Annotated in this window: 27 protein-coding genes; 14 read left to right on the forward strand and 13 right to left on the reverse strand. The window is 51.3% G+C overall.

Annotated elements, in window-relative coordinates:
* Window positions 1-48 precede the first annotated feature (48 nt).
* The 3 genes from cysD to BLO43_RS10790 form a co-directional block, all read right to left on the reverse strand.
* Window positions 49-984, reverse strand: coding sequence for a sulfate adenylyltransferase subunit CysD (gene cysD / locus BLO43_RS10780; protein ID WP_074634184.1), 936 nt, complete (start codon window positions 982-984; stop codon window positions 49-51).
* A 75-nt stretch (window positions 985-1,059) separates the two neighbouring features.
* On the reverse strand, window positions 1,060-1,851 hold the full coding sequence (locus BLO43_RS10785) for a phosphoadenylyl-sulfate reductase (RefSeq protein ID WP_090907079.1): 792 nt from the start codon (window positions 1,849-1,851) through the stop codon (window positions 1,060-1,062).
* 32 nt (window positions 1,852-1,883) lie between these two features.
* Window positions 1,884-3,974 carry a nitrite/sulfite reductase gene (locus tag BLO43_RS10790; RefSeq protein ID WP_090907080.1) on the reverse strand — a complete coding sequence of 697 codons (2,091 nt, stop codon included), beginning with the start codon at window positions 3,972-3,974 and terminating at the stop codon, window positions 1,884-1,886.
* Window positions 3,975-4,281: 307 nt separating this feature from the next.
* Between BLO43_RS10790 and cysB the strand changes: the two genes are divergently transcribed.
* The 7 genes from cysB to BLO43_RS10825 all read left to right on the forward strand — a co-directional run bounded on the left by cysB (window position 4,282) and on the right by BLO43_RS10825 (window position 10,113).
* On the forward strand, window positions 4,282-5,208 hold the full coding sequence (gene cysB / locus BLO43_RS10795; protein WP_090907081.1) for an HTH-type transcriptional regulator CysB: 927 nt from the start codon (window positions 4,282-4,284) through the stop codon (window positions 5,206-5,208).
* A 97-nt stretch (window positions 5,209-5,305) separates the two neighbouring features.
* Window positions 5,306-7,132 carry a DNA mismatch repair endonuclease MutL gene (mutL, locus tag BLO43_RS10800; protein WP_090907082.1) on the forward strand — a complete coding sequence of 609 codons (1,827 nt, stop codon included), beginning with the start codon at window positions 5,306-5,308 and terminating at the stop codon, window positions 7,130-7,132.
* A complete protein-coding gene (locus BLO43_RS10805) occupies window positions 7,129-8,271 on the forward strand; it encodes a cupin domain-containing protein (protein WP_090907083.1) in 1,143 nt (380 codons plus the stop codon). Before mutL ends, BLO43_RS10805 begins: the two co-directional genes overlap by 4 nt.
* Before the next feature lie 287 nt (window positions 8,272-8,558).
* A complete protein-coding gene (locus BLO43_RS10810) occupies window positions 8,559-8,780 on the forward strand; it encodes a hypothetical protein (protein ID WP_004179210.1) in 222 nt (73 codons plus the stop codon).
* Between the two features lie 183 nt (window positions 8,781-8,963).
* Window positions 8,964-9,167, forward strand: a complete 204-nt coding sequence (locus BLO43_RS10815; protein ID WP_090907084.1) for a hypothetical protein — start codon at window positions 8,964-8,966, stop codon at window positions 9,165-9,167.
* A 157-nt stretch (window positions 9,168-9,324) separates the two neighbouring features.
* The gene (locus BLO43_RS10820) at window positions 9,325-9,612 is read left to right on the forward strand and encodes a hypothetical protein (protein ID WP_090907085.1); all 288 of its coding nucleotides are present in this window, start codon (window positions 9,325-9,327) and stop codon (window positions 9,610-9,612) included.
* Between the two features lie 201 nt (window positions 9,613-9,813).
* Window positions 9,814-10,113, forward strand: coding sequence for a YtxH domain-containing protein (locus BLO43_RS10825; RefSeq protein ID WP_090907086.1), 300 nt, complete (start codon window positions 9,814-9,816; stop codon window positions 10,111-10,113).
* A 113-nt stretch (window positions 10,114-10,226) separates the two neighbouring features.
* On the opposite strand, the gene BLO43_RS10830 is transcribed toward BLO43_RS10825, so the two are convergent.
* Window positions 10,227-10,994, reverse strand: coding sequence for an MBL fold metallo-hydrolase (locus tag BLO43_RS10830; RefSeq protein WP_090907087.1), 768 nt, complete (start codon window positions 10,992-10,994; stop codon window positions 10,227-10,229).
* A 177-nt stretch (window positions 10,995-11,171) separates the two neighbouring features.
* Window positions 11,172-12,602 carry a putative bifunctional diguanylate cyclase/phosphodiesterase gene (locus BLO43_RS10835; RefSeq protein ID WP_090907088.1) on the reverse strand — a complete coding sequence of 477 codons (1,431 nt, stop codon included), beginning with the start codon at window positions 12,600-12,602 and terminating at the stop codon, window positions 11,172-11,174.
* Window positions 12,603-13,320: 718 nt separating this feature from the next.
* Here BLO43_RS10835 and BLO43_RS10840 point away from each other — a divergent pair.
* Window positions 13,321-13,722, forward strand: coding sequence for a phage holin family protein (locus tag BLO43_RS10840; protein ID WP_074631719.1), 402 nt, complete (start codon window positions 13,321-13,323; stop codon window positions 13,720-13,722).
* Between the two features lie 84 nt (window positions 13,723-13,806).
* Here BLO43_RS10840 and bioD read toward each other — a convergent pair whose 3' ends face one another.
* Window positions 13,807-14,478 (reverse strand): dethiobiotin synthase, encoded by a 672-nt coding sequence (bioD, locus tag BLO43_RS10845; protein ID WP_090907089.1) that lies wholly within the window; start codon window positions 14,476-14,478, stop codon window positions 13,807-13,809.
* A gap of 424 nt (window positions 14,479-14,902) precedes the next feature.
* Between bioD and BLO43_RS10850 the strand changes: the two genes are divergently transcribed.
* Entirely contained in the window at window positions 14,903-15,607 is a 705-nt protein-coding gene (locus BLO43_RS10850) for a ComF family protein (RefSeq protein ID WP_368086142.1), read from the forward strand.
* A 74-nt stretch (window positions 15,608-15,681) separates the two neighbouring features.
* On the forward strand, window positions 15,682-16,146 hold the full coding sequence (gene trmL / locus BLO43_RS10855) for a tRNA (uridine(34)/cytosine(34)/5-carboxymethylaminomethyluridine(34)-2'-O)-methyltransferase TrmL (protein WP_090907091.1): 465 nt from the start codon (window positions 15,682-15,684) through the stop codon (window positions 16,144-16,146).
* Between the two features lie 42 nt (window positions 16,147-16,188).
* On the opposite strand, the gene BLO43_RS10860 is transcribed toward trmL, so the two are convergent.
* The 5 genes from BLO43_RS10860 to BLO43_RS10880 form a co-directional block, all read right to left on the reverse strand.
* Window positions 16,189-17,190 carry an NAD(P)H-dependent glycerol-3-phosphate dehydrogenase gene (locus BLO43_RS10860; protein WP_090907092.1) on the reverse strand — a complete coding sequence of 334 codons (1,002 nt, stop codon included), beginning with the start codon at window positions 17,188-17,190 and terminating at the stop codon, window positions 16,189-16,191.
* The gene (locus BLO43_RS10865; protein WP_090907093.1) at window positions 17,187-17,672 is read right to left on the reverse strand and encodes an SH3 domain-containing protein; all 486 of its coding nucleotides are present in this window, start codon (window positions 17,670-17,672) and stop codon (window positions 17,187-17,189) included. Before BLO43_RS10865 ends, BLO43_RS10860 begins: the two co-directional genes overlap by 4 nt.
* A 2-nt stretch (window positions 17,673-17,674) precedes the next feature.
* Entirely contained in the window at window positions 17,675-18,154 is a 480-nt protein-coding gene (gene secB, locus BLO43_RS10870) for a protein-export chaperone SecB (protein ID WP_074631713.1), read from the reverse strand.
* A gap of 91 nt (window positions 18,155-18,245) precedes the next feature.
* On the reverse strand, window positions 18,246-18,533 hold the full coding sequence (grxC, locus tag BLO43_RS10875; protein ID WP_254773430.1) for a glutaredoxin 3: 288 nt from the start codon (window positions 18,531-18,533) through the stop codon (window positions 18,246-18,248).
* Window positions 18,497-18,904, reverse strand: coding sequence for a rhodanese-like domain-containing protein (locus BLO43_RS10880; protein WP_074631711.1), 408 nt, complete (start codon window positions 18,902-18,904; stop codon window positions 18,497-18,499). The genes grxC and BLO43_RS10880 overlap by 37 nt, the downstream gene beginning before the upstream one ends.
* A gap of 425 nt (window positions 18,905-19,329) precedes the next feature.
* On the opposite strand from BLO43_RS10880, the gene gpmA reads away from it, so the two are divergent.
* From gpmA to BLO43_RS10900, 4 genes are all read left to right on the forward strand, one after another.
* Window positions 19,330-20,085: a 2,3-diphosphoglycerate-dependent phosphoglycerate mutase gene (gene gpmA / locus BLO43_RS10885; RefSeq protein WP_090907095.1), complete on the forward strand. Its 756-nt coding sequence runs from the start codon at window positions 19,330-19,332 to the stop codon at window positions 20,083-20,085.
* A 129-nt stretch (window positions 20,086-20,214) separates the two neighbouring features.
* A complete protein-coding gene (locus tag BLO43_RS10890; protein WP_090907096.1) occupies window positions 20,215-21,444 on the forward strand; it encodes a murein hydrolase activator EnvC family protein in 1,230 nt (409 codons plus the stop codon).
* A 37-nt stretch (window positions 21,445-21,481) separates the two neighbouring features.
* Complete coding sequence (locus BLO43_RS10895; RefSeq protein WP_090907097.1) at window positions 21,482-22,924, forward strand: S41 family peptidase; 1,443 nt, start codon at window positions 21,482-21,484, stop codon at window positions 22,922-22,924.
* 402 nt (window positions 22,925-23,326) lie between these two features.
* Window positions 23,327-24,100 carry a HesA/MoeB/ThiF family protein gene (locus tag BLO43_RS10900; protein ID WP_090907098.1) on the forward strand — a complete coding sequence of 258 codons (774 nt, stop codon included), beginning with the start codon at window positions 23,327-23,329 and terminating at the stop codon, window positions 24,098-24,100.
* Here BLO43_RS10900 and slmA read toward each other — a convergent pair.
* Window positions 24,091-24,684 (reverse strand): nucleoid occlusion factor SlmA, encoded by a 594-nt coding sequence (gene slmA / locus BLO43_RS10905; protein WP_090907099.1) that lies wholly within the window; start codon window positions 24,682-24,684, stop codon window positions 24,091-24,093. The two genes, BLO43_RS10900 and slmA, sit on opposite strands and share 10 nt — an antisense overlap.
* Window positions 24,685-24,757: 73 nt before the next feature.
* Window positions 24,758-25,645, reverse strand: a complete 888-nt coding sequence (gene argB / locus BLO43_RS10910) for an acetylglutamate kinase (RefSeq protein ID WP_074631705.1) — start codon at window positions 25,643-25,645, stop codon at window positions 24,758-24,760.
* Between the last annotated feature and the right edge of the window lie 139 nt (window positions 25,646-25,784).

A 25,784-nucleotide genomic window follows, 5' to 3' on the forward strand; every position in this document is an offset into this window, starting at 1 on the left:
AAAAGACAACGCACCGTTATCGCCTGACTCAATTTGTATGAGGCTACTTCAGAAATACCCTTCTTTTTTACGCAACTCCATGGATGCATCCGAAGTCTGATCGTCCATACGGGTAGCCCCACGCTCGGTGATTCGGGTGGTCGCGGTTTCAGCTATGATTTCACCTATACTGACCGCGGTGGACTCCACCGGACAGGTGCAACTCATGTCCCCCACCGTGCGAAAGCGCACCATGACGTTTTCCGCTTGCTCCCCCTCCTGAGGCTGCACCAGATGGGATACTGGTAAAAGACCGCTACCCCGTCTGATTACGTCACGCTTATGGGCAAAATAAATATGCGGCACTTCCAGTTCCTCGCGGGCAATGTATTCCCAGACATCAAGCTCGGTCCAGTTGCTGATCGGAAACACACGGATATTTTCTCCCGGATGTACGCGAGTATTGTAGATATCCCACAGTTCGGGCCGCTGGCTCTTCGGATCCCATTGACCGAATTCATCGCGGAAGGAAAATATACGTTCCTTGGCCCGCGCTTTCTCTTCATCGCGGCGTGCACCGCCGATACAGGCATCAAAACGAAATTCGGCAATGGCGTCCAGCAGCGTTATCGACTGAAACGCATTACGGCTCTGATTTTCAGAGCGAAGCACTACTCTCCCCTGCCGGATGGAATCCTCCATGCTGCGCACAATCAACCGCTCACCCAATTGCTGGGCTCGGCGGTCACGAAATTCGATCACTTCCGGAAAATTGTGGCCGGTGTCGATATGCAGCAACGGAAACGGAAAGCGCCCTGGACGAAAGGCTTTTTCCGCCAACCGCAATAGCACGATGGAATCCTTTCCACCGGAAAACAATAGCGCCGGATTGGCGCACTCAGCCGCCACTTCCCGCAAAATATGAATAGCTTCACTTTCCAACGCATCCAGATGTCCCAACTGCCTTGCGATACGTTGTTTAGAGGCCGCCGGTTCACTTCTCATCACAGAACCTGGAACGGGAGTAATAAATTCTTGCACATTTCTCAATAGGGTATCCATCGCTCAATCCTGATAATCTCACGAACCACGGGGCTTTATCAGAGCCTGGTCACGCTCTTTCTTTTCACTCAGAGCCTGGCCCGGTACCGCCGAGTCCACCGCCAAACGAGTCACTACCGCAGCCTTACGTCGCTTGTCCGGATGCAAGCCGCACTCCTTGATTTCGGGATTTTCCCACCACCATCGTCCGGCACGGACATCCTCGCCGGGAGTAATGGCACGCGTACAGGGTGCGCAACCGATGCTTGCGTATCCCTTGTCGTGCAGCGCGTTATAAGGGACATCGAATTGTTTGAGATAGGCCCAAACGTCGGATAGACTCCAATCCAGCAATGGACTTATTTTTTGCAAGCCATTTCCGGTATCAAACTCTGTTTCAGTCAGATCCTTTCTGGTCGGCGCCTGATCGCGGCGCAGACCAGTGATCCACGCGCGCTTTCCACGCAAGGCACGTTTCAGTGGTTCCACCTTGCGAATATGGCAGCATGTTTTTCGTAACTCCACGCTGTCATAGAACGCGTTGGGGCCATTCTGCGCAACAAATGCTTCCACGGCGGCAGACTCGGGGAAATATACGGGAACACGAATGCCATAGCGCTCCGCCACCTCTTTCATCAGACTATAAGTCTCTTCCGGCAAGCGGCCGGTATCCAGTGTAAACATTCCAATGCCGGGATAATGCCGGGCGATGATATCCGTCAACACCATATCCTCGGCACCGAAACTGTTGGCGAAAACAGCCGGCGCATAATCCGTCTGCACCCTATCCAACAGTGTCCGCACGTCAGCAATCTTTTGATCCAGGCTCATGGCACCGATTCAATAACAGGTATCAAGATTTATTACAATGCGACCGAGGATTGTGTCTGCTGGAATGATTTGGCTGAAGCCTTTAGCGGCAGCGCGCCGGTCAGATCAAGCTGACGGTCGAAGCCGAGACAGAATTCCGCAACCTCCATCGTCCACGCATCCAGGTCGGAAAACCATTCGGTCAGTCGAACATCATTCAATTCTTCAACCGGGCTCGAAAAATCCTCCGCGAATTTAGCCAACTGCCTGGATAAACGCGGTTTGGTAGGCAATACCCGGCGCAACTCCTCCGCCTGCTCGGCCAAATCGTCTTGCTTCCGGCCACTGAGCAGTTCGGTCACACCCTGGCCGATCAAACGGGCGATCTCTTCGGCACACTTAACCGAATCTTCGAATTTTCGCTGAAACTTGAGCGCATCCCGGTAATTTCGCTCGTGAGCCGCTTCGAAAAAACTTGAACCGATCTTCACCTGACTGACTCCCGCGCACTCGCCACCGCCCAGTTGCAACACCTTGAAATCACCATCCCGGCCATGATCGCGCAAGACCGATTCCAATTCCTCCGGTTTTACTTCGCCCAGATCCGCCAGCAGATCAGTAAAATAGACCTTGCCCACACGCCGGGTCCAGGAAAAAAACGTTTCATCCGCTTCGCGATTGGATGCATAAGCCGATTTCACGCGTTCCACCGCCGTCTCGACACGTGCCGTAGGGATCGATGGACCTTTGATCGCCAGCGCGCCGCGCGCCATGCCATCGCCGCCGAAATACATCTGATAATGCGGCACAAGCTTGCCATGCATGCGCTTGCCTTCACCATAAATGCCGATGTCGCCGGTCTCGGGCTGGGCACAGCCGTTATGGCACCCTGAAACACGAATTTTCAGATCATGTTTGCCGCCATTCAGTTTGGGTCCGAGGATCGTACTTGAAGTTATGCCTAAACGGCAGGTTGAAGTGCCGGGACAAGCCACCACATCATCACCTGCCAGGGGCTCACCCAGACCCAACGCAGCCAGCGCAGCGCGCAGAGACCCGATTTTGGCTTCCGGCACATTCGGCAGAAACATGTTCTGATCCTGCGTTGCACGAATTTCATGCAACTCGTGAGTCTCGGCAATACGGGCAAGACCGCGCAGTTGCGCCACGTTCAAATTACCCATCGGCACACTGATCGGAAATACATGATAACCGGGTTGCTTTTGCGCGAACACACGGCGCGGCGCACCAATACCGGGAACTTCGCTGTCAACGCCACCACTCCATTCACCCGTTGGATAATCCTGGGTTGCCAGTGCCGTTTTAGTGCGAGCCAGTTCTTCGCGATACTTCTCGATGAAACCTTCGGGACCGAATTTGTCAACCAGAAACTTAATCCGTGCTTTGGCACGCTTGATACGATCGGAATAGCGATTGTGCAATGAAACAACCGCCTCCATCACAAGCAACAAATCCTTTTCTTCCACGAATTCTTCCACGACGATAGCCTCGTGCGGCTTATGTCCGAGACCTCCTCCGGCCAGAACCTTGAAACCGAAGCGGTCGCCGTTGCGCACCGCGACGATTCCCATATCGTGCATCATGCCCTGCGCGCAATCGGATTCACAGGCCGAGAAGCTGATCTTGAATTTGCGCGGCATTTGCTGGGTCAGCGGATTGCGCAGAAAATGCTGAACCGCCCCGTCGAGATGCTTCGTGACGTCGACATGCTGGCGAGGACATACGCCCGACAGCGGACAGGCCGTGACATTACGTATCGTATTGCCACAGGCCTCGCGCGTCGTCAATCCGGCTGTAGCAAGATGGCGGAGCACCGCCGGCGTATGCTCCAGCGGTACGTAATGCATCTGGATATCCTGACGCGTGGTGATATGCACGACATCGTGGCGTACATATTTCTCCAGCATATCGGCGATCACGCTCAATTGCGGGCCGTTCACACGCCCTCCCGGAAGCTTGATGCGCACCATATTGACACCTTCCTGCCGCTGCCCATAAATCCCCATTTGCAGACGGGCAGCGGTAAAACGATCAACATCCATGCGCAGGCCCTGATAATCCTGCAGCGCCTGATCGAACGAATTTATTTCCTCATCGTTGGCAAGGTAATTCAAGTGACTCATCTGAAATCTCCACAATTTATGGCCATATCATCTTGATGCCGGCGGCAAGAGATTACCGATAACTATTGCAATATACCGATCCGGCATTGGCCGTGTCCAATCCGGGACGAACTGTCAGGCCAGACAGAATTCGCCATTTTGCTTAAATATAATCCGGCCCTATAACGTCCGCGTGCATCCATCCGCCGCCTACCGGGCGGATAACTCGATATGGTGCCTAGAAAATACCATAATAGCAACGGACATATATATCATGAAAGAATATTATGTTAGATTATTATAACCTAACGTTATTAGAGTAGAAATCATGAAATTGCAACAATTGCGCTATTTATGCGAAGTTGCCAATCAGGGCCTGAATTTATCCAAGGCCGCGGAAATGCTGCATACTTCGCAACCGGGAATCAGCAAACAAATTCGTCTCTTGGAAAACGAGCTTGAAGTGGATATCTTCGTACGCAACGGCAAGCGCGTGGTTAGAGTCACGCCGCCGGGACGAGCCATCCTGGAAATTGCCGAAAGAATGCTAAGAGACGCAAAAAATCTGAAACAGGTTGGCCAGGAATTCGCTAACGAAGCCACCGGCTCTCTCACTATCGCCACAACCCATACTCAGGCACGATATGCGCTACCCGCCGCCATCAAACATTTTACCGCATGTTACCCAAAGGTAAAATTAATTTTGCGACAGGGCAATCCGATCCAGATAGCGGAACTGGTTACCTCGGGGGAGGCGGACATTGCGATCGCCACCGAGGCGATCGAGTTGTTCGAGGAACTGGTAATGCTGCCATGCTACCAGTGGAATCGTTGCATCATTGTCACGCCGAGACATCCGTTGCTTAAACTTGAGAAATTGACGCTGGAAGCCATCGCTCAGTATCCGATCATTACTTACGATTTTGCTTTCACCGGCCGCTCGAAGATCAATCAGGCGTTCGACGCAAAAGGCCTGATTCCCAACGTGGTGCTTACAGCCATTGACGCGGATGTCATCAAGACGTATGTGGAATTGGGGTTGGGCGTCGGTATCCTGGCGCAAATGGCATTCGAGCCAAAGCGTGACAAGCATCTCCGATCCATTGATGCAAGCCATTTGTTCGAGTCGAGCACCACTCGCATCGGCATCAGCCGCAATAGTTACCTGCGAGGCTATGTTTATGATTTTATAGAAACCTTCGCACCTCACCTTGACCATGCGGCAATTAAGACCGCGATGAAACAGCATTCATGAAGCGGTGGTTCTTGAAGACGGCGCTGCGGGTGTCTTGCGCATAACATGAGGAAACTCGGGACGGTATAATGCGACTTATCTTCATTCCATTTCCGCCATGAACGCGATCAAGCTTCTTCCCGACCTGCTTATCAGCCAGATCTCCGCCGGAGAGGTAATAGGGCGGCCAGCGTCGGCACTCAAGGAGTTGCTGGAGAATAGCGTGGATGCAGGTGCAACGGAAATAACGGTGCAGCTTTTCCAGGGTGGGATCAAACTGATCCGTATCGCGGATAATGGAACCGGAATTTCCCGGGATGATCTGCCGCTCGCGCTTACCCGCCATGCAACCAGCAAGATCAATACATTGGAAGATCTGCAGAAAGTGGCAAGCCTGGGCTTTCGCGGTGAAGCGCTGGCAAGTATCGCGGCTGTATCGCGCTTGACACTGACAAGCCGTGGGGCGGGGGAGAAACACGCCTGGCAGATACAGACAAAAGATCGTCATTTGTCATCACCTGAGCCCGCAGCTCTTGCCTCGGGCACCACGGTGGAAATACATGACCTCTACTTCAATACGCCGGCACGGCGTAAATTTCTGAAAACGGAAGCCACTGAATACGCTCATTGTGACGAAGCATTCAAGCGGATTGCGTTGTCACGCGCTGACATCGGCTTCACCCTGCAACACAACGGAACCATACGCAGGCATTTGCGCCCCGCGGATGCACGGCTTCGCATTGCGGCGATGCTGGGAGATGAGTTCACCCAGACCTCGGTATTCGTCGACGAACGAGCGGCGGACTTACGGTTGTGGGGTGCATCAGCGTTGCCCAACTACTCACGATCATCCCGCGATAACCAGTATTTTTTTGTCAATGGCCGCTTCGTACGCGACAAACTGATTACTCATGCGTTACGCGAAGCCTATCGCGATATCCTCCATCCGGATCGGCATCCGGCTTTTGCGCTCTTCCTGGAGATGAATGCCGATGGCGTGGATGTGAATGTGCATCCCACTAAAACCGAGGTTAAATTCCGCGATTCGCGCGCACTGCATCAGTTCATTTTTCATACAATCAACAAAGCACTGGCATCGCCGCAATTGGTGTCCGCGGCCTCCATATCTCCGGACCCGGATCAGGAGTCGGGGAACAGGAGCCGGGCGGCGATTGCCCCATTTTCCGCCTATGCACGGCAGCGCGTCATACCGCTCGCGCCGCAGATAATGCCCGATGCGCCACCTGCACTTCCCGGATTGGTGGCCCAACCACAAGCGTTCTATCAAACCCTGTTTGGCGCCGGCACGGAATCGTCAGTTGATTCGATGGCAGCGGCGATCGTTGACGAAAAACAGGAAATTCCGCCTCTCGGATTTGCCCTGGGACAACTACTCGGCATTTATATCCTGTCGCAGAATGATCGTGGCTTATTGATTGTGGATATGCATGCGGCACACGAGCGAATACTGTATGAAAAACTCAAATCGGCGCTCGACAACCACAAACTCTCGATGCAACCCTTGCTGATCCCCGCAACATTTCAGGCGGACAGCCTGGATATCGCGACAGTTGAGGAAAGCAGCGCCGTCTTGTGTGAGCTTGGGTTTGAAATCTCGGTGTTTTCCCCCACCATGCTGGTGGTACGGGCGGTTCCAGCCACGCTCAAGGACGCCGACGTGATAAAACTCGCGCATGATGTAGTCAGCGAGATCCGGGAATTTGGCGCCAGTCAGGCGTTGACCAGTAGGCGTAACGAACTTCTCTCGACCATGGCCTGCCATGGTGCGGTTCGCGCCAATCGCATGTTGACTATTCCGGAAATGAACGCGCTGTTGCGTGAAATGGAAGCCACCGCACGCTCCGGCCAATGCAATCATGGCAGGCCTACATGGTTTGAAATCAGTCTTGCCGATCTCGATAAAATGTTTATGCGAGGCAGATGAAAACCGCGCTCCTGGGTGGTCTTTCGCCAAGAAATTTTCTACGCGATTACTGGCAGAAAAAACCTTTGCTGGTGCGTGGCGCCCTGCCCGGCTTTCAGGGATTGCTGACTCGCAGCGAGCTTATTGATCTCGCCTGCCGGGACGATGCGCAATCGCGGCTGATCACACAGCAGAATGGCAAATGGCAAGTTAGGCACGGTCCTTTTGCACTTCGATCTTTTTCACGTCTGCCAAAGAAACAATGGACGCTGCTGGTGCAGGATATCAATCACTTCCTTCCGGCAGCCCGCGAACTACTGCTTAAATTCAATTTTATCCCTCACTCACGGCTCGACGACCTGATGGTCAGCTATGCACCCAGCGAGGGTGGGGTTGGACCCCATTTTGATTCATACGACGTTTTCTTACTGCAGGGAATGGGGCGCAGGGTTTGGCAGATATCCGCCCAGCGGGACAAAAGATTGGTTGAGGATGCACCGGTAAAAATCCTGCGTGATTTCAGAATGGAACAAGAGTGGGTGCTGGAACCAGGCGACATGCTGTATCTACCTCCCGGTTACGCTCACAATGGCGTGGCAAAAGACGATTGCATGACCTATTCGATCGGCTTTCGCGCACCCGCTCACCAGGAGCTTGCCACCCAGTTTCTCGTTTACCTGCAGGATAATGCCGCGATTAAAGGCATGTATCGTGACCCCGATATCACTTTGCAGTCGCGTCCGGGACATATTAGTTCGGCCATGGTGGATCAAGCTGGCGCGGCACTCGATAAAATCAAATGGAACCGCATGGATGTGGAACATTTTATGGGGACCTATCTTACCGAACCCAAACCCCACATTTTTTTTGTACCGCCATCGGATCCTCTACCGGAGAAAAAATTTGTTTATGAGATTAAAGAAAACGGATTACAACTGGATCTAAAAAGTCGTATGCTGTACAGGAAGAAAACTATTTTTCTGAATGGAGATAGCTATGCACCCGGTGCTACCGCCCGCCGGTCATTGGAAAAACTCGCTGATCGCCTCATATTGCCGACAGCGAAGCATTTTAACGATGAGGCTCTTGCACTGTGCTACCAATGGTATCTCTATGGTTATATTGAAATAGCAAGCCAACCCGGCGGGATTGACGCATAATTTTGTCATTGACTTATGTTCACGTCGATGGTTCGTAATTCAGCCGGCAAATAAGCCGCCTCGTGGCGTAAGGTGAAAAAATGATCTGCTACTGTTTTAATGATTCACTGAAAGCCTTATCCCTTGGCCATTGCCACTATCACCCGTGGCTCTGGGATGGTCCATAAAAACTGGACAACATATCTTAATTCTGCTATTAAGATAGTGGTCTTTTCAGATTTGAATGGCCGAAATGTTTTGATATTTACCCGTGACTCGTTATAAACCATATAAAGGAGATTAAAAAAATGAAGTACTCGCTCCTCGCTGCCGCCCTGGTACTAGTACTAACCGGATGTGACCAACTGAGACAGAAAGAACCCGGAGAAGGGAAGCCGGGACAATATCCCCCGAGCCTCTGGGAGAAACGTGAAGGACAGGTAAGTGATGCGGACATTGAAGCGGCCCAAAAGGCTGAGGCTGAAGCTGCTGCCGCAGCAGAGGCAAAGAAAAATGAACCCCCGAAATAATGGGCCTATATATTAATAAGAATAAACTAACGTTGAAGAAAGCCGTCCTCCGGGGCGGCTTTTTTTATTGAATGCTGCTGCAGGTGAAGGGAAATCACATCAGCTTGCGGTTTCGGATTTGAATGACCTCGAAGCTTTTGTTATACTATGGCTCCCTGTAATGAACTATAGGATCATTGAATAATGAAATACTCGTTCCTCGCTGTCGTCCTGGCGGCGTTAACATTGACTGCTTGTGATGGCAAAAAACATCCCATGGACAAGCCTCCACCCTCCGCCTCGATCGAACGTGAGTCTGCCCCGAATTTTGACGAACTTGATAAGCCTGCGGCTGATGCGGCCAGCGGTGCTGATACCAACGTCAAAAAACAAGAACCCGGCAAGTAATGGATAATAAAGAGCATTCGTCCGGAATGGCTCTCTATTGCTCCAAATAAGGCCAATGAGCGAACACAGCTATGTAAATTCGCGTAATTCGGGTATTTTTGTTATATACTATTGTTCGTCGCATCTATTTTAATATTTTACTTAAGGAAGCCAGATAATGAAACTTTCACTCCTTGCCGCTGCTTTGGTGGCTCTGACACTGACAGCATGTGATAGGCCGAAACAAGCACTGCCTGAGAATTCAACCACCTACGGGACCAGAACAGAAGAAGGCACTACGATGGATCAAGAACGTGCCGCTGCTGGTACTCCAAAAGAAGAAAAAGCCGCTGCTGCGGAAGACGAGGACGAATATTCGGGACAGGCTGTTCTACCGGGACACGCACTTGACGGAAACGGCAATCCCATTAAAGCTGGTCAAAGCGCCATTCCAGCTGGCCACTAAAAGTAGTAGAGCAGAAGCAGAAGCCACCCTTGTGGTGGCTTTTTTATTGCGCATGAACGCCCATATTAGATAAATTGTAAATCGTGCTTCTTGAGCGTGCGATTCAGCCAATCATTTAACGTGTCCAGTTTCTGCTTTTAAGAATCAAGCAGCTTCGTTATATACTAAGTGTTTTTACCCACTCTTTAGAGGAAACAAATAATGAGACTTACGCTCCTCGCTGCTACCTTGGTGGCACTGACAATGACTGCCTGCGGCAAACCAAATCAGGCACTCCCCGAACAAGAAAAGAAAAACTTCGAGAAAATTACGTCCCAACCCGCTCCGTCGTCTACCGTTGATGATGCCAAGGAAAAAGTGGTAGAAACATATGATGCCGCCAAGGATAAAGCAGTGGACGCTAAAGATGCGGTAAGCGAGAAAGTGAGTGAAGGCGCGGATGCCGTGAAAGAGACTGCGAAAGATGTAAAAGAAGGCGCATCGGACACGCTCAAGAAATAACCGATTATCAAACAAGAAAAAGCCGCCATTTTGAGGGCGGCTTTTTTATTGCCTGGGATATATGCACGTAAGGGAGATCAATGGCAACCGAGAGTGCTTTCAGGAAGTTGGAATCATATCAACTGGCGCCAGCCAAAGCCCTCGCTCTGGTCAGCCACCCCGACCCAATCTATCTCACAATTCAAGGTATCACTCAACATGGTTTGCGCAAGTAGCGGAGTGTTATTTTTCTGGCTCAGATGAGCCGCAATAATGTGTTGCAGGCGGGTGCAATCGAGACTTGCAAGAAGTTTTGCGGAAGCGGTGTTTTCAAGATGCCCGAAACGGCCGCCAACGCGTTGTTTGAGACTTTGCGGATAATCGCTGTTCGCAAGCATTTGGGCATCATGATTACATTCCAGCACCAGCGCGTGGCAATGGCTTAAGACTGCCTCGATATGAGGTGTGGAACATCCGGTATCCGTCAATACGCCCAATCGCAACGCACCATCGCCGAATACAAATTGCGCAGGCTCCTGTGCATCATGCGGGACTGGATAAGGCTCTACCTCGATATCTCCAATGGAGAAACGTCGATAGCCATCTATGATGTTTATCACCGGCAACAAGGAAAATGTTTTTGCCACACCACGCAGCGTGCCATGCGTCAACCACACCGGGATATTGAATTTACGCGCAAGCCGCGCCACGCCGCCAATATGGTCGTCGTGTTCGTGAGTGACTATAATTCCATCTATCATGGTGGGATCGAGACCGAGCCGTGAAAGACGAGCGATGGTTTCTCTCAGGGTAAAGCCGCAATCCAGAAGCAATCGGGTCTTCGCCACTTCGACCACGAGACCGTTTCCCTGGGAACCGCTACCTAAACAGGCAAAGCGCATACCGCAATGAGCAAGTCTGACGATGGGAAAAACATTCTACCGTTGTGTGAGGGCATATCTGAAATTTTACCATCACTGCCGCGACCCCCATCAAAATACTCATTAACATTTGGCTGCAAGGGATCACGGTCCTTATGACCCGACGCAAGACACAAGCTCGAATCGCCTTGCTGTATATTACAGAATGGGGGATCTTACCGGCTTGATGACCTTGTTACCTCTCAAAAATAACTTGGATATCTCAATTGCGGGAAGTGGCTGCGCCAGATAGTAACCCTGGATTTCGTCGCAACCTCGCACTCGCAGAAAATCGAACTGCTCAACGGTTTCCACACCCTCGGCCACCACTTTAACGTCAAGACTATGCGCCATGCCAATAATTGCTGTGGCAATTGCGGCATCCGCAGGATTTGTCATCACGTCCATAATAAAGGAACGATCGATTTTCAGCACGTCGACAGGAAATCGTTTCAGATAGGCCAGACTCGAATAACCTGTCCCGAAATCGTCAATCGAAATCCGGATACCAATTGCTTTCAACCTCCTGAGGATATCGATCGTTTTTTTTGCATGTGTCATCAACGAGCTTTCCGTCAGTTCCAATTCCAGCATATCAGAGCCAATGCTGTTCTCCCTCAATGCTCTTTCCGTCTGGAGTTCGAATTCGAGCAATTCCGGCTCGACATTATTCTCCTGGGTGGCTCGAATAACATCGCGACTCAGGTTACCTTGTGAAAACTGCCTTCCGGATACATTGACCGATACGGGGATCTCTCCTACTCCCGAATGCCTCCACTCGGCGATCTGTTTGCACGCGCTATGAATAACCCATGCCCCCACCCGGTTGATCAAGCCGGTTTGTTCGAGGACGGATATGAACTCCAGAGGTGCGACGAATCCATATCCGGGACGATTCCACCTTATCAGCGCCTCCACTCCCGTGATTCTCCCTCCCTCCGAGAGTTCCATTTTCGGCTGGTAATATAAAACGAATTCATTTCGATCGAGCGCTTGCCGCAACGCATTTTCTTGATCCAGCTTCTTGATCGCGCGTACATTCATTTCCGCTGTAAAGAAGCGATATGTATCCTTGCCTGAGCTTTTTGACCGGCACATGGCTGTGTCACTGTTTCTGATAAGCGTATCCGCATCAAGCGAATCCGTCGGATAAACACTGATCCCGATACTCGCGGTCACGGTCACCTGGTGACCCGGTAACATGAAGGGCTCGCGTAATGCTTCTCTGATCTTGCTTGCAACAATTCCGGCATCCCCTGAGCCATCAGGAGTAATCAGAATACACCCGAACTCATCTCCACCCAGGCGCGCAATCATATCCCTGATGCGCAAACATTCCAGCAAGCGCAGACTAAACTGGCGTAGCAGCTCATCGCCGAGAGCATGTCCCAGTGTGTCGTTTATACTTTTGAAGTTATCAATATCAAGATACAGAATCGAAACAATTCGCTGATTTATTTCGGCCTGTTTGATAATCTTTCTCAGCGACTCATAAAATAGAGCACGGTTGGGAAGACGGGTAAGCGCATCATAACGCGCGAGCTGCGGTAATCGCTGGTCAGTTTCCTTACGATACATCATGTCATTCATGCTTGATATTTCTCATTTTACCATCACAACACAGTCACATCGCCTGTCTTCGCTTCGCAAGGAATACCATCCACCATACGTACTCGTCCTTATCGACTCCATGATTGGGCAGGATGGTACGCTTCGAGAAATATTCCTGCTAAAGAAATTCATTAATGAAATAGTCATTATTACTAGTCCTCGAACCTAAGCTCCCTGTTCAAGAATGGGGTTACCACAGAACATTCTCTTAGCCACTCATTTATGTCCCGAGCGGCCCTGACAGCCCTAACATTCAATAAGCATGATTCGTGCCAATAGTTAAAAAAGTATGGGGTCCACAGAACCTCTGAATAAAACCCTCGGATTATCAGCGGGAATACGGTAAGACCGAATACCCGAAACCAGGGAGTATTTGGCATCAATGGCTGATACCTTTTCTGACACGCCGGGAAAGAAGATCACGCGCAAGGCGCCGTCTATAAGGACTTCCATGAAATGCAATCCCCCGCTGCGTTAAACAAATCCACGATCTTATTATCTCTCTATACGTCTTATATGGGTCCCCATCTTGGCAGCAATGCGCTCCACGAAAAACTTGGCGGGAGGCTTCCCGCACGTGTAGGTGGCTTATTTATCGGGGATAGGAACAACTGTTGTAAAATTTATCGATAATCTGCGCGAATATTATATGCAAGCGTGTTTACAATAATATTTTCAAGGAAAACCAAGGGCGAGGATGCTGTATAACATGATGGAATTTCTGGCGCATTGGGGCATAACTGCCCTCTCTCTGTGGCTTGCCGGCTTTATCTTTCACGGCATTTCATTTTCCAGTAAAAAATCGTTGTTCGTATCGGCGCTGCTGCTGGGTTTCGCTAATGCCGTAATCAGACCCATTGTCATCATCTTAACGATTCCATTAACGCTCATTTCGTTTGGGTTCTTCTTGTTGGTGATTAATGCGCTTATGATGCTTCTGGTATCGTCACTTGTGCCGGGATTCAAAATTTCGGGGTTCTGGACCGCATTTTTTGCGAGCATTTTCGTAACATTTCTCAGTTTATTTGTGGGTATGTTCATATTCCAATCTGGAGAATATCCGATAAGCATTCCTGCGCGCCAAGGTGTGATGATCTGATAAGGTACGAAAAAGATAACATGTGAACATGTCAGCGTTGATCTGGTTCAGAAGCGTCCCCGCATACGATCAGCATTCATGAGGTTAGCCTTGGTCCAGCGCCTCGATATTCAACTGCATCGACAATATTTTCGCATCGGCATTTTGCTCGAATGGTAACACTCCCACCAACGGACAATTCAGCCTCTGCTCCAATGCAAGCACATTCTCATCGAATGCAGTCATTTCTGGATCAATACGATTCGCCACCCATCCAGCAAGCGGCAGTCCCGTTCCTCGCACCACTTTGGCGGTCAGCAGCGCATGGTTAAGACACCCCAATTGCATTCCCACCACCAATATTACGGGAAAACCTAAAGCCCTCGCCATGTCGGCACCGTCCTGATACTCGTTGAGCGGCACGAGAAAACCACCCGTACCTTCGACAATTACCAGGTTGGCTATTTTTTGCAATTCGAAACAAGCGCTGCAAATGGTTGTCACGTCGATAGTGATGCCCGCCTGTCTCGCCGCGATATGCGGGGCAATCGGTGAGATCAGCGCATACGGATTCACTTGCTCACGCGGAGCAGCAACGGTGCTTGCCGCCAGGAGTAATTCAACGTCCATGTATTGGCCATTGTCGCATCCTGCCGCCACCGGCTTCATACCCACGACAGTCCTGCCGCGTGCGCCAAAAGCATGCAGCAAGGCGCAACTGACCAAGGTCTTGCCCACACCCGTTCCGGTGCCGGTGATGAAATAACCTTTTGTCATCTTCCTCGGCTGGCGAATGAACCTACTAGCGATTCGAATTTATAAAAGTAGCCATAAAAATCATTTTGTCATACAAGGCAAAGCTATCGTCTAAGTTCACGCAACTGTGACAGCACCGTTGTGGCATCGCCGCTGCCGCTTACCTGCCGAGGAAGAAACCGACTAAGCATCGTTGTAATCCCGCTTCAAATTCCGCATGAACAATTGCACCACTTTATGAGAACCGTTCCCCACAGCGATTATGCCGGAATTAACCGTCATGCCGGAAAGCTGACTCATACCCCGTCCTTATATCGCTATTGTTCGGGTAAAGCGATTGGCTGATCGGTCTGCGCTACAATGAGCGCAATTTGGAATCAGTCACATCGTGGAATACGAATAATCACGGATTCCATTATCGTTGTCAATTTTTTTACCTATATTATTGAACAATAGATCGAATATTATACAGACCCTGTTCGGGCAATACTGTCTGCTTTGCGGTACCGCCAGCAATGGAAACCTGTGCGCACCTTGTCGCGATAGCCTGCCTCACCTGCCATTTAATCATTGTTTGGTATGCGCGCTACCTATGGCGGAATCCTGCGTCTGTGGTGCCTGTCTCGCAAAACCGCCCGCATTTGATCGCACCGTGGCGGCATTGAGCTACGCTTTCCCGGTGAACGCTCTCATTCATTCACTCAAATACCAGACTAACCTTCCCATGGCGCCGGTATTGGCCGATTTGCTATTGGCGCGGATTGACAAGGACTCGTTCCCGAACTTCATCGTGCCAATGCCATTGCATCCCGTTAGATTACGTGAAAGAGGTTTCAATCAGGCGCTGGAAATCGCCCGCAAAGTGTCAAAACGATGCGGTATTCCGCTATTGCCGGATGCCTGCAAACGTATCAAAGACACCGTCTCGCAGGCTGAACTGCCATGGAAAGAACGCGAGAAAAATATACGAGGAGCATTCACATGCGAAACGGACCTTACCGGCAAGCACATCGCCATGCTGGATGATGTGATGACCACCGGCGCAACCCTGAATGAACTGGCAAAGGTACTACGCAAACATGGCGCCGTGCACGTAAGTGGATGGGTGGTCGCCAGAACGCTGCCTCGTGTGCTGCCGCACGACTCCTAGCTGCCCTGGATTCCAGATCGGAAATATCCGCTACTTTCGAATCACAAAACAAAAATCGGACCGTTGATAAGCTTATGCTCGATGTAATTTTATTCCAACCCGAAATCCCGCCCAACACCGGTAATATTATACGGCTATGCGCCAATACCGGTGCGAGACTCCATCTTGTCAAGCCGCTTGGTTTTATCCTGGAAGATAAGCAATTACTACGCGCCGGACTGGATTATCACGAGTTTGCCAACATGACAGTTCATGAAAACTGGATAAACTGTGCGGAACACTTTCAAGGGCATCGTCTTTTTGCCGTCTCAACCAAGGGCAAGCAACGCTATGACTTGACTGCTTATGCCAAAGGAGACGCATTTCTTTTTGGCTCGGAAAGCCGTGGGCTCCCGACTGAAATACTGGAGAGTTTTCCTGAACAACGCCGTATCCGCGTACCGATGGTGTCCGGCAATCGCAGTCTTAATTTATCCAATACAGTCGCGGTGGTGGTCTACGAAGCGTGGCGGCAGATGAGCTTCGAGAAAGGCACATAAAACTTTTGCGGAAAACCAATCTTTTATTTCATTAGCTTCAGATCAGTAAGTTTCCGCCTTCGGTTCCCGGTTAAGTAGCGCTTCCACCGCCAGTCTCGCCGGCACCCCATCGTGGAGTACGCTGCATACCGCCTGTGTAATCGGCATTTCAATTTTCAGTGTCTGACTTAGCCGCAATACTGCAGACGCCGTATGGACGCCTTCGGCGGTGTGTCCAAGCTCCCGCAGGATGTCCGGTAACGAATGGCCCGCCGCGAGTAACAGACCTACCCGCCGATTGCGTGACAAATCCCCGGTACAGGTAAGTATCAAATCTCCCGCTCCAGCTAGCCCCATGAACGTTTCCATACAACCACCGAGTTTTAGTCCCAGGCGCGTAATTTCCGCCAAACCCCGCGTAATCAAGGCTGCGCGAGCGTTGTGACCAAAACCCATGCCGTCGGAAATGCCAGCGGCAATCGATATGACATTCTTCACTGCGCCGCCGGTTTCCACGCCGGCAACATCCCTGCTTGAGTAAATCCGCAGCCGGGCGGTGTGCAACTGTGCCGCAATGCTACGAGAAAATTCTTCATCATGCGATGCCAGGGTCAAAGCGGTGGGAAGTCCTTGTGCGACTTCCTGGGCAAAGCTGGGGCCCGACAATACGCCACAGGGCGCCACCCCGCCATATTCCTCCTGTGCCACCTGATGAGGCAATGCTGCCGATTCCGCCTCGAATCCCTTGCAGCCCCATACCACCGGCACGCCTTTCCCGCAAGCAGCAATTCCACGCAATGTCTCACGTAATCCAGCAACCGGGACCACGATCAAAACAAGATCAGCAGCCTCGATGGCAACATCGAGAACGGACGTCAACTGCAGAGAAGGCGGTAATGAAAAGCCGGGGAAATAGCGCCGGTTGGCACGCTGGGAAACAAGCTCGGCAAGATGCACCGGATCGCGGGTCCACAACGTCACCTGGTGGCCTGAACGGGTGTTGGTGCCGAGACTGATGGCCAGCGCAGTACCCCACGCGCCCGCGCCAAGAACACCTATTCTCATGAACCCCAGATTTGTTGCGTTCTGACGTAACCCGTTTGTCCATCGCGGTGGCGCACCTTGACCCAACCATTCACAGCAGGCTCAAGCTGTTCCATCACCACGTTTTGTTGCGCTTGAAATACCAGCGTCGAACTTGCATTCGCCGCCTGATAAACTTCGGCCTGTGGCGCCGTAACAATTACATAACGTTTTTCACTTAAAGCCTTTTCTTCCACCCAAGCAAGCCCGCCCCCGCTATCGCGCACCTTGACCCAACCCTCGACTTTCACTACCGCCTCTACGGGCAGATGACGACTCGCCACATATAATTTATCGGCCTTGAGCGATGGCGCGTCATACATGACGGTAGCATTCTCGGCTATCGAAAAGAACTCAAACGCCGCGATGGCATGCGCCGGACACAACAGTATGCCAATCAATAGCCCAAGAACCCGGCACCGCAGGAATGGATTTGTGACGCATGCATCGTGGGCGTGTTTCATTTTCAATGCGTTGTTTTCTGCTCTTCTTCCAGTTTCTCCGCCGCCGCGGCATTCATCTCGGCTTGCTGTTTTCCCTGGTGGTAAAGCGCTTCAAAATTTACCGGGTTTAGAATGACCGCATGAAATCCGGCGCGGGTAACGATATCCGAAACGGCTTCGCGCAAGTAGGGGAAAAGGATATTGGGACACCCAATCCCCAATACGGGATCCATTTCAGCTTCCGGCACATTGCGAATCTGAAAGATGCCCGCCTGGCCCACCTCCACCAGAAACAGGGTCTTCTCCTTGACTTTCGCGGTGACTGTTACCGTCAACAATACCTCATACATACCTTCGTCGACGCGCTCTCCCTTGGTATGCAGCTGTATGTTCACTTCGGGTGTTTCGCGCTCAAGAAAAATTCTTGGCGCATTTGGAATTTCCAGGGACAAGTCCTTGACATAGATTTTTTCAATACCGAAAACCGGTTGCTGGTCGCTCATGTTGGATTCCATATGGAGTAGTCAAAATGGGAGGTTACCGTACAAAATCTGAACTACGGGGGATACAATTCTCAAACCGATCAGCTGGCAATCAGACCGCCAGGAGCTTTACCAATCCATCATTGCGGTCGAGTCGCGCCAAATCGTCATAACCACCCACATGCGTGTCGCCAATATAAATTTGGGGAACGGTGCGACGACCGGTTTTTTCTATCATCTCGGCGCGGATGGCAGGATCCAGATCAATACGGATTTTCTCGATTTCTGTCACACCTCTGGCACGCAGCATACTTTCCGCTCTTGTGCAATAGGGGCAAAAACCGGATGCGTACATGACTACCTTCATTTCTTCACTATCGGCAAATTCGCCTGACGCCATGCGTCGATGCCACCTTGAAGGTTATGTACGTGCGCAAACTCTTTTTTGCGCAAAATCGAGCCGGCTTTACCCGTGGCATTAACGCCACTGCGATGTATCAATATGACCGGCTTGCTCTTGAATTTTTCCAGTTCGTGCAGGCGCTCCTCAAGCTTGTCAGCAGGAATATGCTTGGAATTAGGTACATGGCCCGCATTGTATTCACTCCCCTCGCGCACATCCAAAACAAGCGCGTCCTTATAATTGATGAGCTGAACCGCCACCAGCGTGTCTATCTCATTGCCGGAACGCCGCAACAACGGCCATAACAACATACCCCCGCTCATCAGGGCGGCCACAACCAGCATAATATTATTTTGCAAGAATGCCACGTCATACTCCTTAATTTTCTTAACCGGGTAATTTTATCAGAGATGCGAATGCTATGGGACTCCCGCGTTCCGGTAAACCCGGGAGATGTGCCATCCAGCGCCCAATTCTACCGGAACCGGGGCAGGATGGCCCACACTTGGCGGCTTTGCTTTGGCAGCCCGGCAATGCTGATGAGGACCCAGATAATCCATCAGGACGCGAGATGATGGTGAGGCAGGTTGCGAGATAGTTTTGCCGGTTGGCAGAAGTCCATCACTGGGTCTACGGGCGCCAGGTGAGCGGCAAAAACGGCTGCAATCAATACATAACATATTTAAAACATTCACATATTTCTTGCATGCTGCGGCCACGGCCAAAATATAATAAAATACTATGGCATTTCAAATCACCTTGCGGAAAAACTTATCTTTTTATAAAGAACAATATGAAAAAACTCATTCTCCTGCGTCATGGAGAAAGCATTTGGAACAAGGAGAATCGTTTTACTGGCTGGACAGATGTGGATTTATCGCCCAAAGGTCTGGAAGAAGCCAGAAATTCCGGCCGGCTATTGCGAGAAAACGGATTTGCGTTTGATGTTGCCTATACATCAGTATTGAAACGCGCCATTCGCACTCTATGGATCGCGCTGGATGAAATGGATCAGATGTGGATTCCCGTTAATCTGTCCTGGCGGTTGAACGAGCGGCACTATGGTGCACTGCAAGGGTTGAACAAAACCGAGACAGCGCTCAAATATGGCGAAGAGCAGGTACAAATCTGGCGGCGCAGCTACAGCATCCGGCCACCCGCGCTCGAACCGGAGGATGATCGCTATCCTGGGTTCGATCCTCGCTATCGGGATCTGGCCAGCCAGGAGATTCCACTAGCTGAATGCCTCCAGGATACGGTGGCAAGATTTCTGCCCTACTGGAACGAAACCATTGCTCCACAGGTCCAATCCGGACAACGCGTGCTCATTACAGCCCATGGCAACTCGCTGCGCGCACTCGTCAAATATCTCGACAATCTTTCCGATCAGGACGTTCTGGAGCTTAATATCCCCACCGGAGTTCCGCTAGTGTACGAACTTGATGACAATCTGAAGCCTCTCCGGAATTATTATCTCGGTGATCGTGCACAAATCGAACAGGCCATGCAGGTCGTGGCGAACCAGGGGAAAATATTATCTCGGTCATGAGTTCCCGCTCATTAATGTCGAACCGGCATCCGGTAGTCTTTGTTGTTCAACAGGCTTCTTCCCTATTATCTAGCGGAGCATGATTTCTTTCGGCAAAGAACGTTTGCATACGTTTGAAAATTTGCACTCTTGATCGGCATTAATTCATGGTTGCATAAAGCCCGCAAGTTCATCCCGGCTTGTGTACTGATTCTGTCGCATCCGCTTCACGCTGCTCCCAAGGTTGATAACGAAGACTTGAAGCAATTGCGCGGGCGAATTGAAACATTACAGAAAGAGCTCGTAGACAGGGAGGAATCGAAATCAGAAGCGGCGGACGCACTGCGCGAATCGGAGCAGGCTATCAGCGCCGCCAACCAAAAATTGATTGCGCTTACCCGGACGCGGGACGAAGCCAATACCAGGCTTCGCCAGTTACAAACACAATCCAGCCAAGTCGCCGGGAGTATCGAGGCGCAGCAGGCGCAACTAAGTAAATTGCTCTATAGACAATATATAAGCGGCGGCGGAGAAAAAGAGTATCTGAGTCTTTTATTCAATCAGCAGGATCCTAACCAGATTGCACGCAATCTGCATTATTACGGCCATCTCTCCCGCGCCCGACTGGACGGCATTAATGTTCTGCGCTCCAATTTTCAACAACTCGATGCACTCACCCGGGAAAGCCGCGAGAAAAGCCAGGAGATCGCTACGATCCAGGCCAAGCAAACTGAATACAAAAAACAACTTGAACAGAAAAAAACCGAACACAAAAACCTGCTATCCCAAATCTCGATGCAGGTCGATCAACAGCGGCGCGAAATCAGTAAACTCAAGCGCGACGAAGAACGCCTGTCACGCCTGGTAGAAAAAATCGCCAAAATGCTCGCCCGCAAAAAGAAACGTACCGAGTCCCGTACCGAATCCCGTACCGAATCCCTAAGTAATAACAGACTACCCGACGCATCGGCGGATGGAAATCCGTTTGCGGCGTTGAAAGGCCGCTTGAGTTTGCCGGTACGCGGGGAACTTGCCAACCGTTTCGGTAGTCCACGTGCTGATGGTGGTGTGACCTGGAAGGGATTATTCATACGCTCGGCCAGCGGCGCAGAGGTAAAGGCCATTGCGGGCGGGCGCGTAGTTTTCGCCGACTGGCTGAGAGGATTTGGCAATCTTATGATCGTGGACCACGGCGGCAGCTATATGAGCCTCTATGGCAACAATGAAACCATTCACAAACAGGTAGGCGAGGCGGTTCACGGCGGTGATACTATCGCGACGGTGGGAAACAGCGGCAGCAACCCCGATTCCGGTTTATACTTTGAACTACGTCATCAGGGTAAACCGTTTGACCCGTTGAACTGGGTAAGAATAAAATGAACGACGCAGCAAAATCGACACATGTGGAGAAAGTTTAATGGGTAACAAGATGCGGCAATTCGGCTTGATTATTTTCGGTGCGATCGCCGGTGTGATGCTGAGCCTCAATTTTTCTGCTGTCGCCAACAAGGAAATCACAGAGGTTTTACGTCCGCTTCCCGTTGAGGAACTGCGTGCGTTCACCGAAGTGTTCGGCCGCATTAAAAGCGATTACGTTGAGCCGGTGGAAGACAAGAAACTCATCACTGAAGCCATCAATGGAATGCTGACCGGCCTTGATCCTCATTCCGCCTATCTGGATTCGGACGCCTTCAAGGAATTGCAGATTGGCACGCAAGGTGAATTTGGCGGATTAGGCATTGAAGTCAGCATGGAAGACGGGTTTGTCAAAGTCATCTCGCCAATCGAGGATACGCCCGCATTTCGCGCCGGCATCAAGCCTGGCGATCTTATCATCAAACTGGATGAAACCGCGGTCAAGGGTCTCTCGCTCACCGATGCAATCAAGCGCATGCGTGGCAAACCCAATACGCCTATTACCCTCACTGTATTACGCAAGGGTGAGACCAAGCCATTGGTATTCTCTTTGATACGCGCCGTCATCAAGATCCAGAGTGTTAAATCCAAGATGATCGAGCCCGGTTATGCATACATACGTATCACGCAATTCCAGGAACAGACCGGCGAAAACCTCGTTAAGGCCATAGACAAGTTATTCAAGGAAAGTACTGTGCCGATGAAAGGGCTGGTGCTGGATCTGCGTAACGATCCCGGAGGCTTGCTGAACGGTGCGGTCGCGGTTTCCGCCGCCTTTCTACCGTCTAATTCGCTGGTGGTTTATACCGATGGCCGTACTGACGACGCCAAGATGAAGCTGAAAGCCAGTCCGGAATTCTATCTGCGCGATACAAAAAGCGACTATCTGAAGCGATTGCCGCCCGCGATCAAGACGGTACCGATGATTACCCTCGTAAATGGGGGCTCGGCCTCCGCCTCTGAAATCGTGGCGGGTGCTTTGCAAGACCATAAACGTTCCGTAGTCATGGGGACGCAGACTTTTGGTAAAGGGTCGGTACAAACCATACTGCCGCTAGGCAACAATACCGCGATCAAGCTGACTACCGCACGCTACTACACGCCAAACGGACAATCCATTCAGGCCAAGGGAATCACGCCGGATATTCTGGATGAATCGGCAAAAGATGAAACCGAACGCTTGCGTGAATCCGATCTGGACAGACATCTGTCTAACGGCAAACCGAAGGATGTCAAACCTGAAACGGAAGCGGCAAAGGTAGAGCCAAAACCTGCCGTCAAACCGCCCAAGCCGGAGAATGGCGAAGACAAAAACAAGAAGCGTGAGCCGCCGGCGGAATTTGGCTCCGCCGACGACTTACTGCTGACCCAGGCAATGAATTATTTCAAAGGCGGCGCGGCGGCATCGAACAAGAATCCTGATTCCGCCAAGGTTGTTAACTGAGTTGTTAACTGAACCGTTAGTCGAGGCCGATTCCTGATTGCTGGGGGAGCGGGGAACTGTAAAGTCCCTGAACATCCCCTGCGGGGTACGTTGTGGACAAAACCAGGGACTCGTTTAGAAACCCTCCAAGATCGGCTCGATTATGAAGATTCATTACGGCGCAATGCGCTTTGCTTATTAACACCCTACTTCTTATTGCAAACGGCTTGCAGACAGCTGGCCCGCAAAGATGGAACGCTGCTAATGGATGTAGGATGCAATAAGCGAAGCGCATTGCGCCGTATGAGAACCCCATCTCCATCAATACGCTTGCCAGCCCTGACTACTATTGCCCATTCCGTCCCGGAAGCGACCGTCGCGCCCCTGCTCAGAGATCCCTTAGCAGCCGCGCCGCTGTGAGCAATGAACGACGACCAACTGCTGCGCTACAGCCGGCACATTCTGTTGCCGCAAATTGGCATAAAGGGGCAGGAAACTTTAATCCAGTCACACGTACTCGTGGTCGGCGCGGGGGGATTAGGCTCACCTGCTGTGCTATACCTTGCCGCGAGCGGGGTCGGTAAGCTGACTATTTGCGACAGTGACAAGGTTGACCTGACCAATCTTCAGCGGCAAATCGCTCATAGCACGGATCGCATCGGCATACCCAAATCGGATTCCGCTAAAAAAACACTTGCGGGCATTAATCCGGAAGTCAATGTCATCGCACTGAACGAGCGCATGGACGAGAACAGGCTGCTGCAACTGATCAGGAATGCCGATGTGGTGGTGGACGCGAGCGATAATTTTCCTACCCGGTATATCATCAATCGAGTCTGCACTCTCTATAAGAAACCACTCGTATCGGGTGCCGTGGTGCGTTTTGATGGACAAGTCGCCGTATTTGATCTACGTCACGCACACAGCCCTTGCTATCACTGTCTGTTTCCCGCGGACGGCGAAGATCAGGATATGCGTTGCGCGGTGATGGGGGTGTTTGCACCCCTGGTGGGTGTTATCGGTTGTGTACAGGCAGCCGAAACGCTGAAAATCCTGCTTGATATTGGACAGACCCTGAATAGCCGGTTGCTGTTGCTGGATGGCTTGTCAATGGAATGGCGCTCCATCAGACTGAATAAGGACCCGTCTTGCAAGGTCTGCGGCACCAATGAATATTCTCGGTCAACTTACGTCTGAGCTACGGCACATGACAGCAATTCTCTGCGCTGCGCTTCCCAATATTCCATCGGGTCGCGCTTGAATCCACTTTTGGCGAACTGGTGCCAGCGCCCGGCTACATAACACATCAGCAGGTTCGCCTGAGCGGAGACATCCAGATTGGCCGGGATTTCCCCCTCGCTGACGGCGAAGCGCAACACCTGTTTCAGCGTCGCCTCAAGCCGGTCATGCAGTTGATTGATGCGTAGCTGCAGGCGGTCATTTTCGTTTATCAGTGCGTCGCCGGTCAGCACTCGCGTCATACCCGGATTTTTCTGCGCAAAACCAAGCAATAACGACAATATCCCTTCGATTTGCCGCATAGCGCTTTTCTCTTCCGCCGTCCATCTATTGATAAGACTGAACAAGGTGGCTTCAATGAACTCGATCAAGCCCTCGAACATCTGAGCCTTGCTGGCAAAATGCCGATATAGCGCCGCCTCGGAAACATCCAGCTTGACCGCCAGCGCCGCGGTGGTGATTTTCACCGGACGAGGCTCTTCCAGCATTTGCGCGAGAACCCGCAGGATCTGATCTTTCCTTTCACCGGGTTTAGCTGACATACGTTACTCGATGAGTTCCGCGATTGGATAACGCCATAGCTTAAAAATGTCCGTAAGGAAATATGCCTGAAAATTAGCTCGCCTTAATCAGTGTTCCCACACCCGCGTCTGTCAGCACTTCCAGCAACAATCCATGTTCAACCCGTCCATCAATGATGTGACAGGACTTGACCCCGCTCTTTACCGCATCCAGTGCTGAGCCAATTTTTGGCATCATACCGCCTGAGATGGTTCCATCCTCAAACAGTTCATCCACCCTCTGCGCGGTCAATCCGGTCAACAAATTACCATGCCTGTCCAGCACACCCGGCGTATTGGTGAGTAGTATCAGTTTCTCGGCGCCCAGAACACTCGCCAGCCTTCCTGCAACGAGATCGGCATTGATATTGTAGGACTCGCCGCTCTCACCCACGCCAATGGGGGCAATTACCGGAATGAAATCACGTGTTTCGAGCAGCGCAATCAGGGCGGGATCTATGCTTTCAATCTCTCCAACCTGGCCGATATCGATCCATTCATCCGTTTTCTCTCTATCCCGCATAAGCATCTTTTTTGCGCGAATGAAGCCGCCGTCCTTGCCGGTCAGACCCACCGCATGGCCGCCCTGCCGGTTAATGAGATTGACGATGTCCTTATTGACCAGGCCTCCCAGCACCATTTCCACCATGTCCATGGTTTCAGCATCGGTTACGCGCATCCCTTGAATAAATTCGCCCTGCTTGCCTATCCGCTTCAACATATCATTGATCTGAGGTCCGCCCCCATGAACGACCACTGGATTCATCCCCACCAGTTTCAGCAGCACGACATCACGGGCGAAACCCTGTTTGAGATTTTCCTCAACCATGGCGTTGCCGCCATATTTGATGACTATTGTTTTTCCGTGGAAACGCTGGATATACGGCAGCGCCTCAGCCAGGATTCTGGCTTTGTCTTTTGCGGAGGATGGGGATAAAGGCACGATTCTTCCCTATGAATTTTTGAGTATATTATCCTGAATCCGACGTTGACCACTCATTTTCCAGTCTAGCGCAATGAATCACAGCAACTGGAGTTCGCCAGGGGTGTTCAACGTTGTTCGGGATTATGCCAGATTGCAG

The organism is Nitrosospira sp. Nsp13 (assembly GCF_900101945.1).
In the GTDB taxonomy this organism is placed as follows: Bacteria; Pseudomonadota; Gammaproteobacteria; order Burkholderiales; family Nitrosomonadaceae; genus Nitrosospira; species Nitrosospira multiformis_D.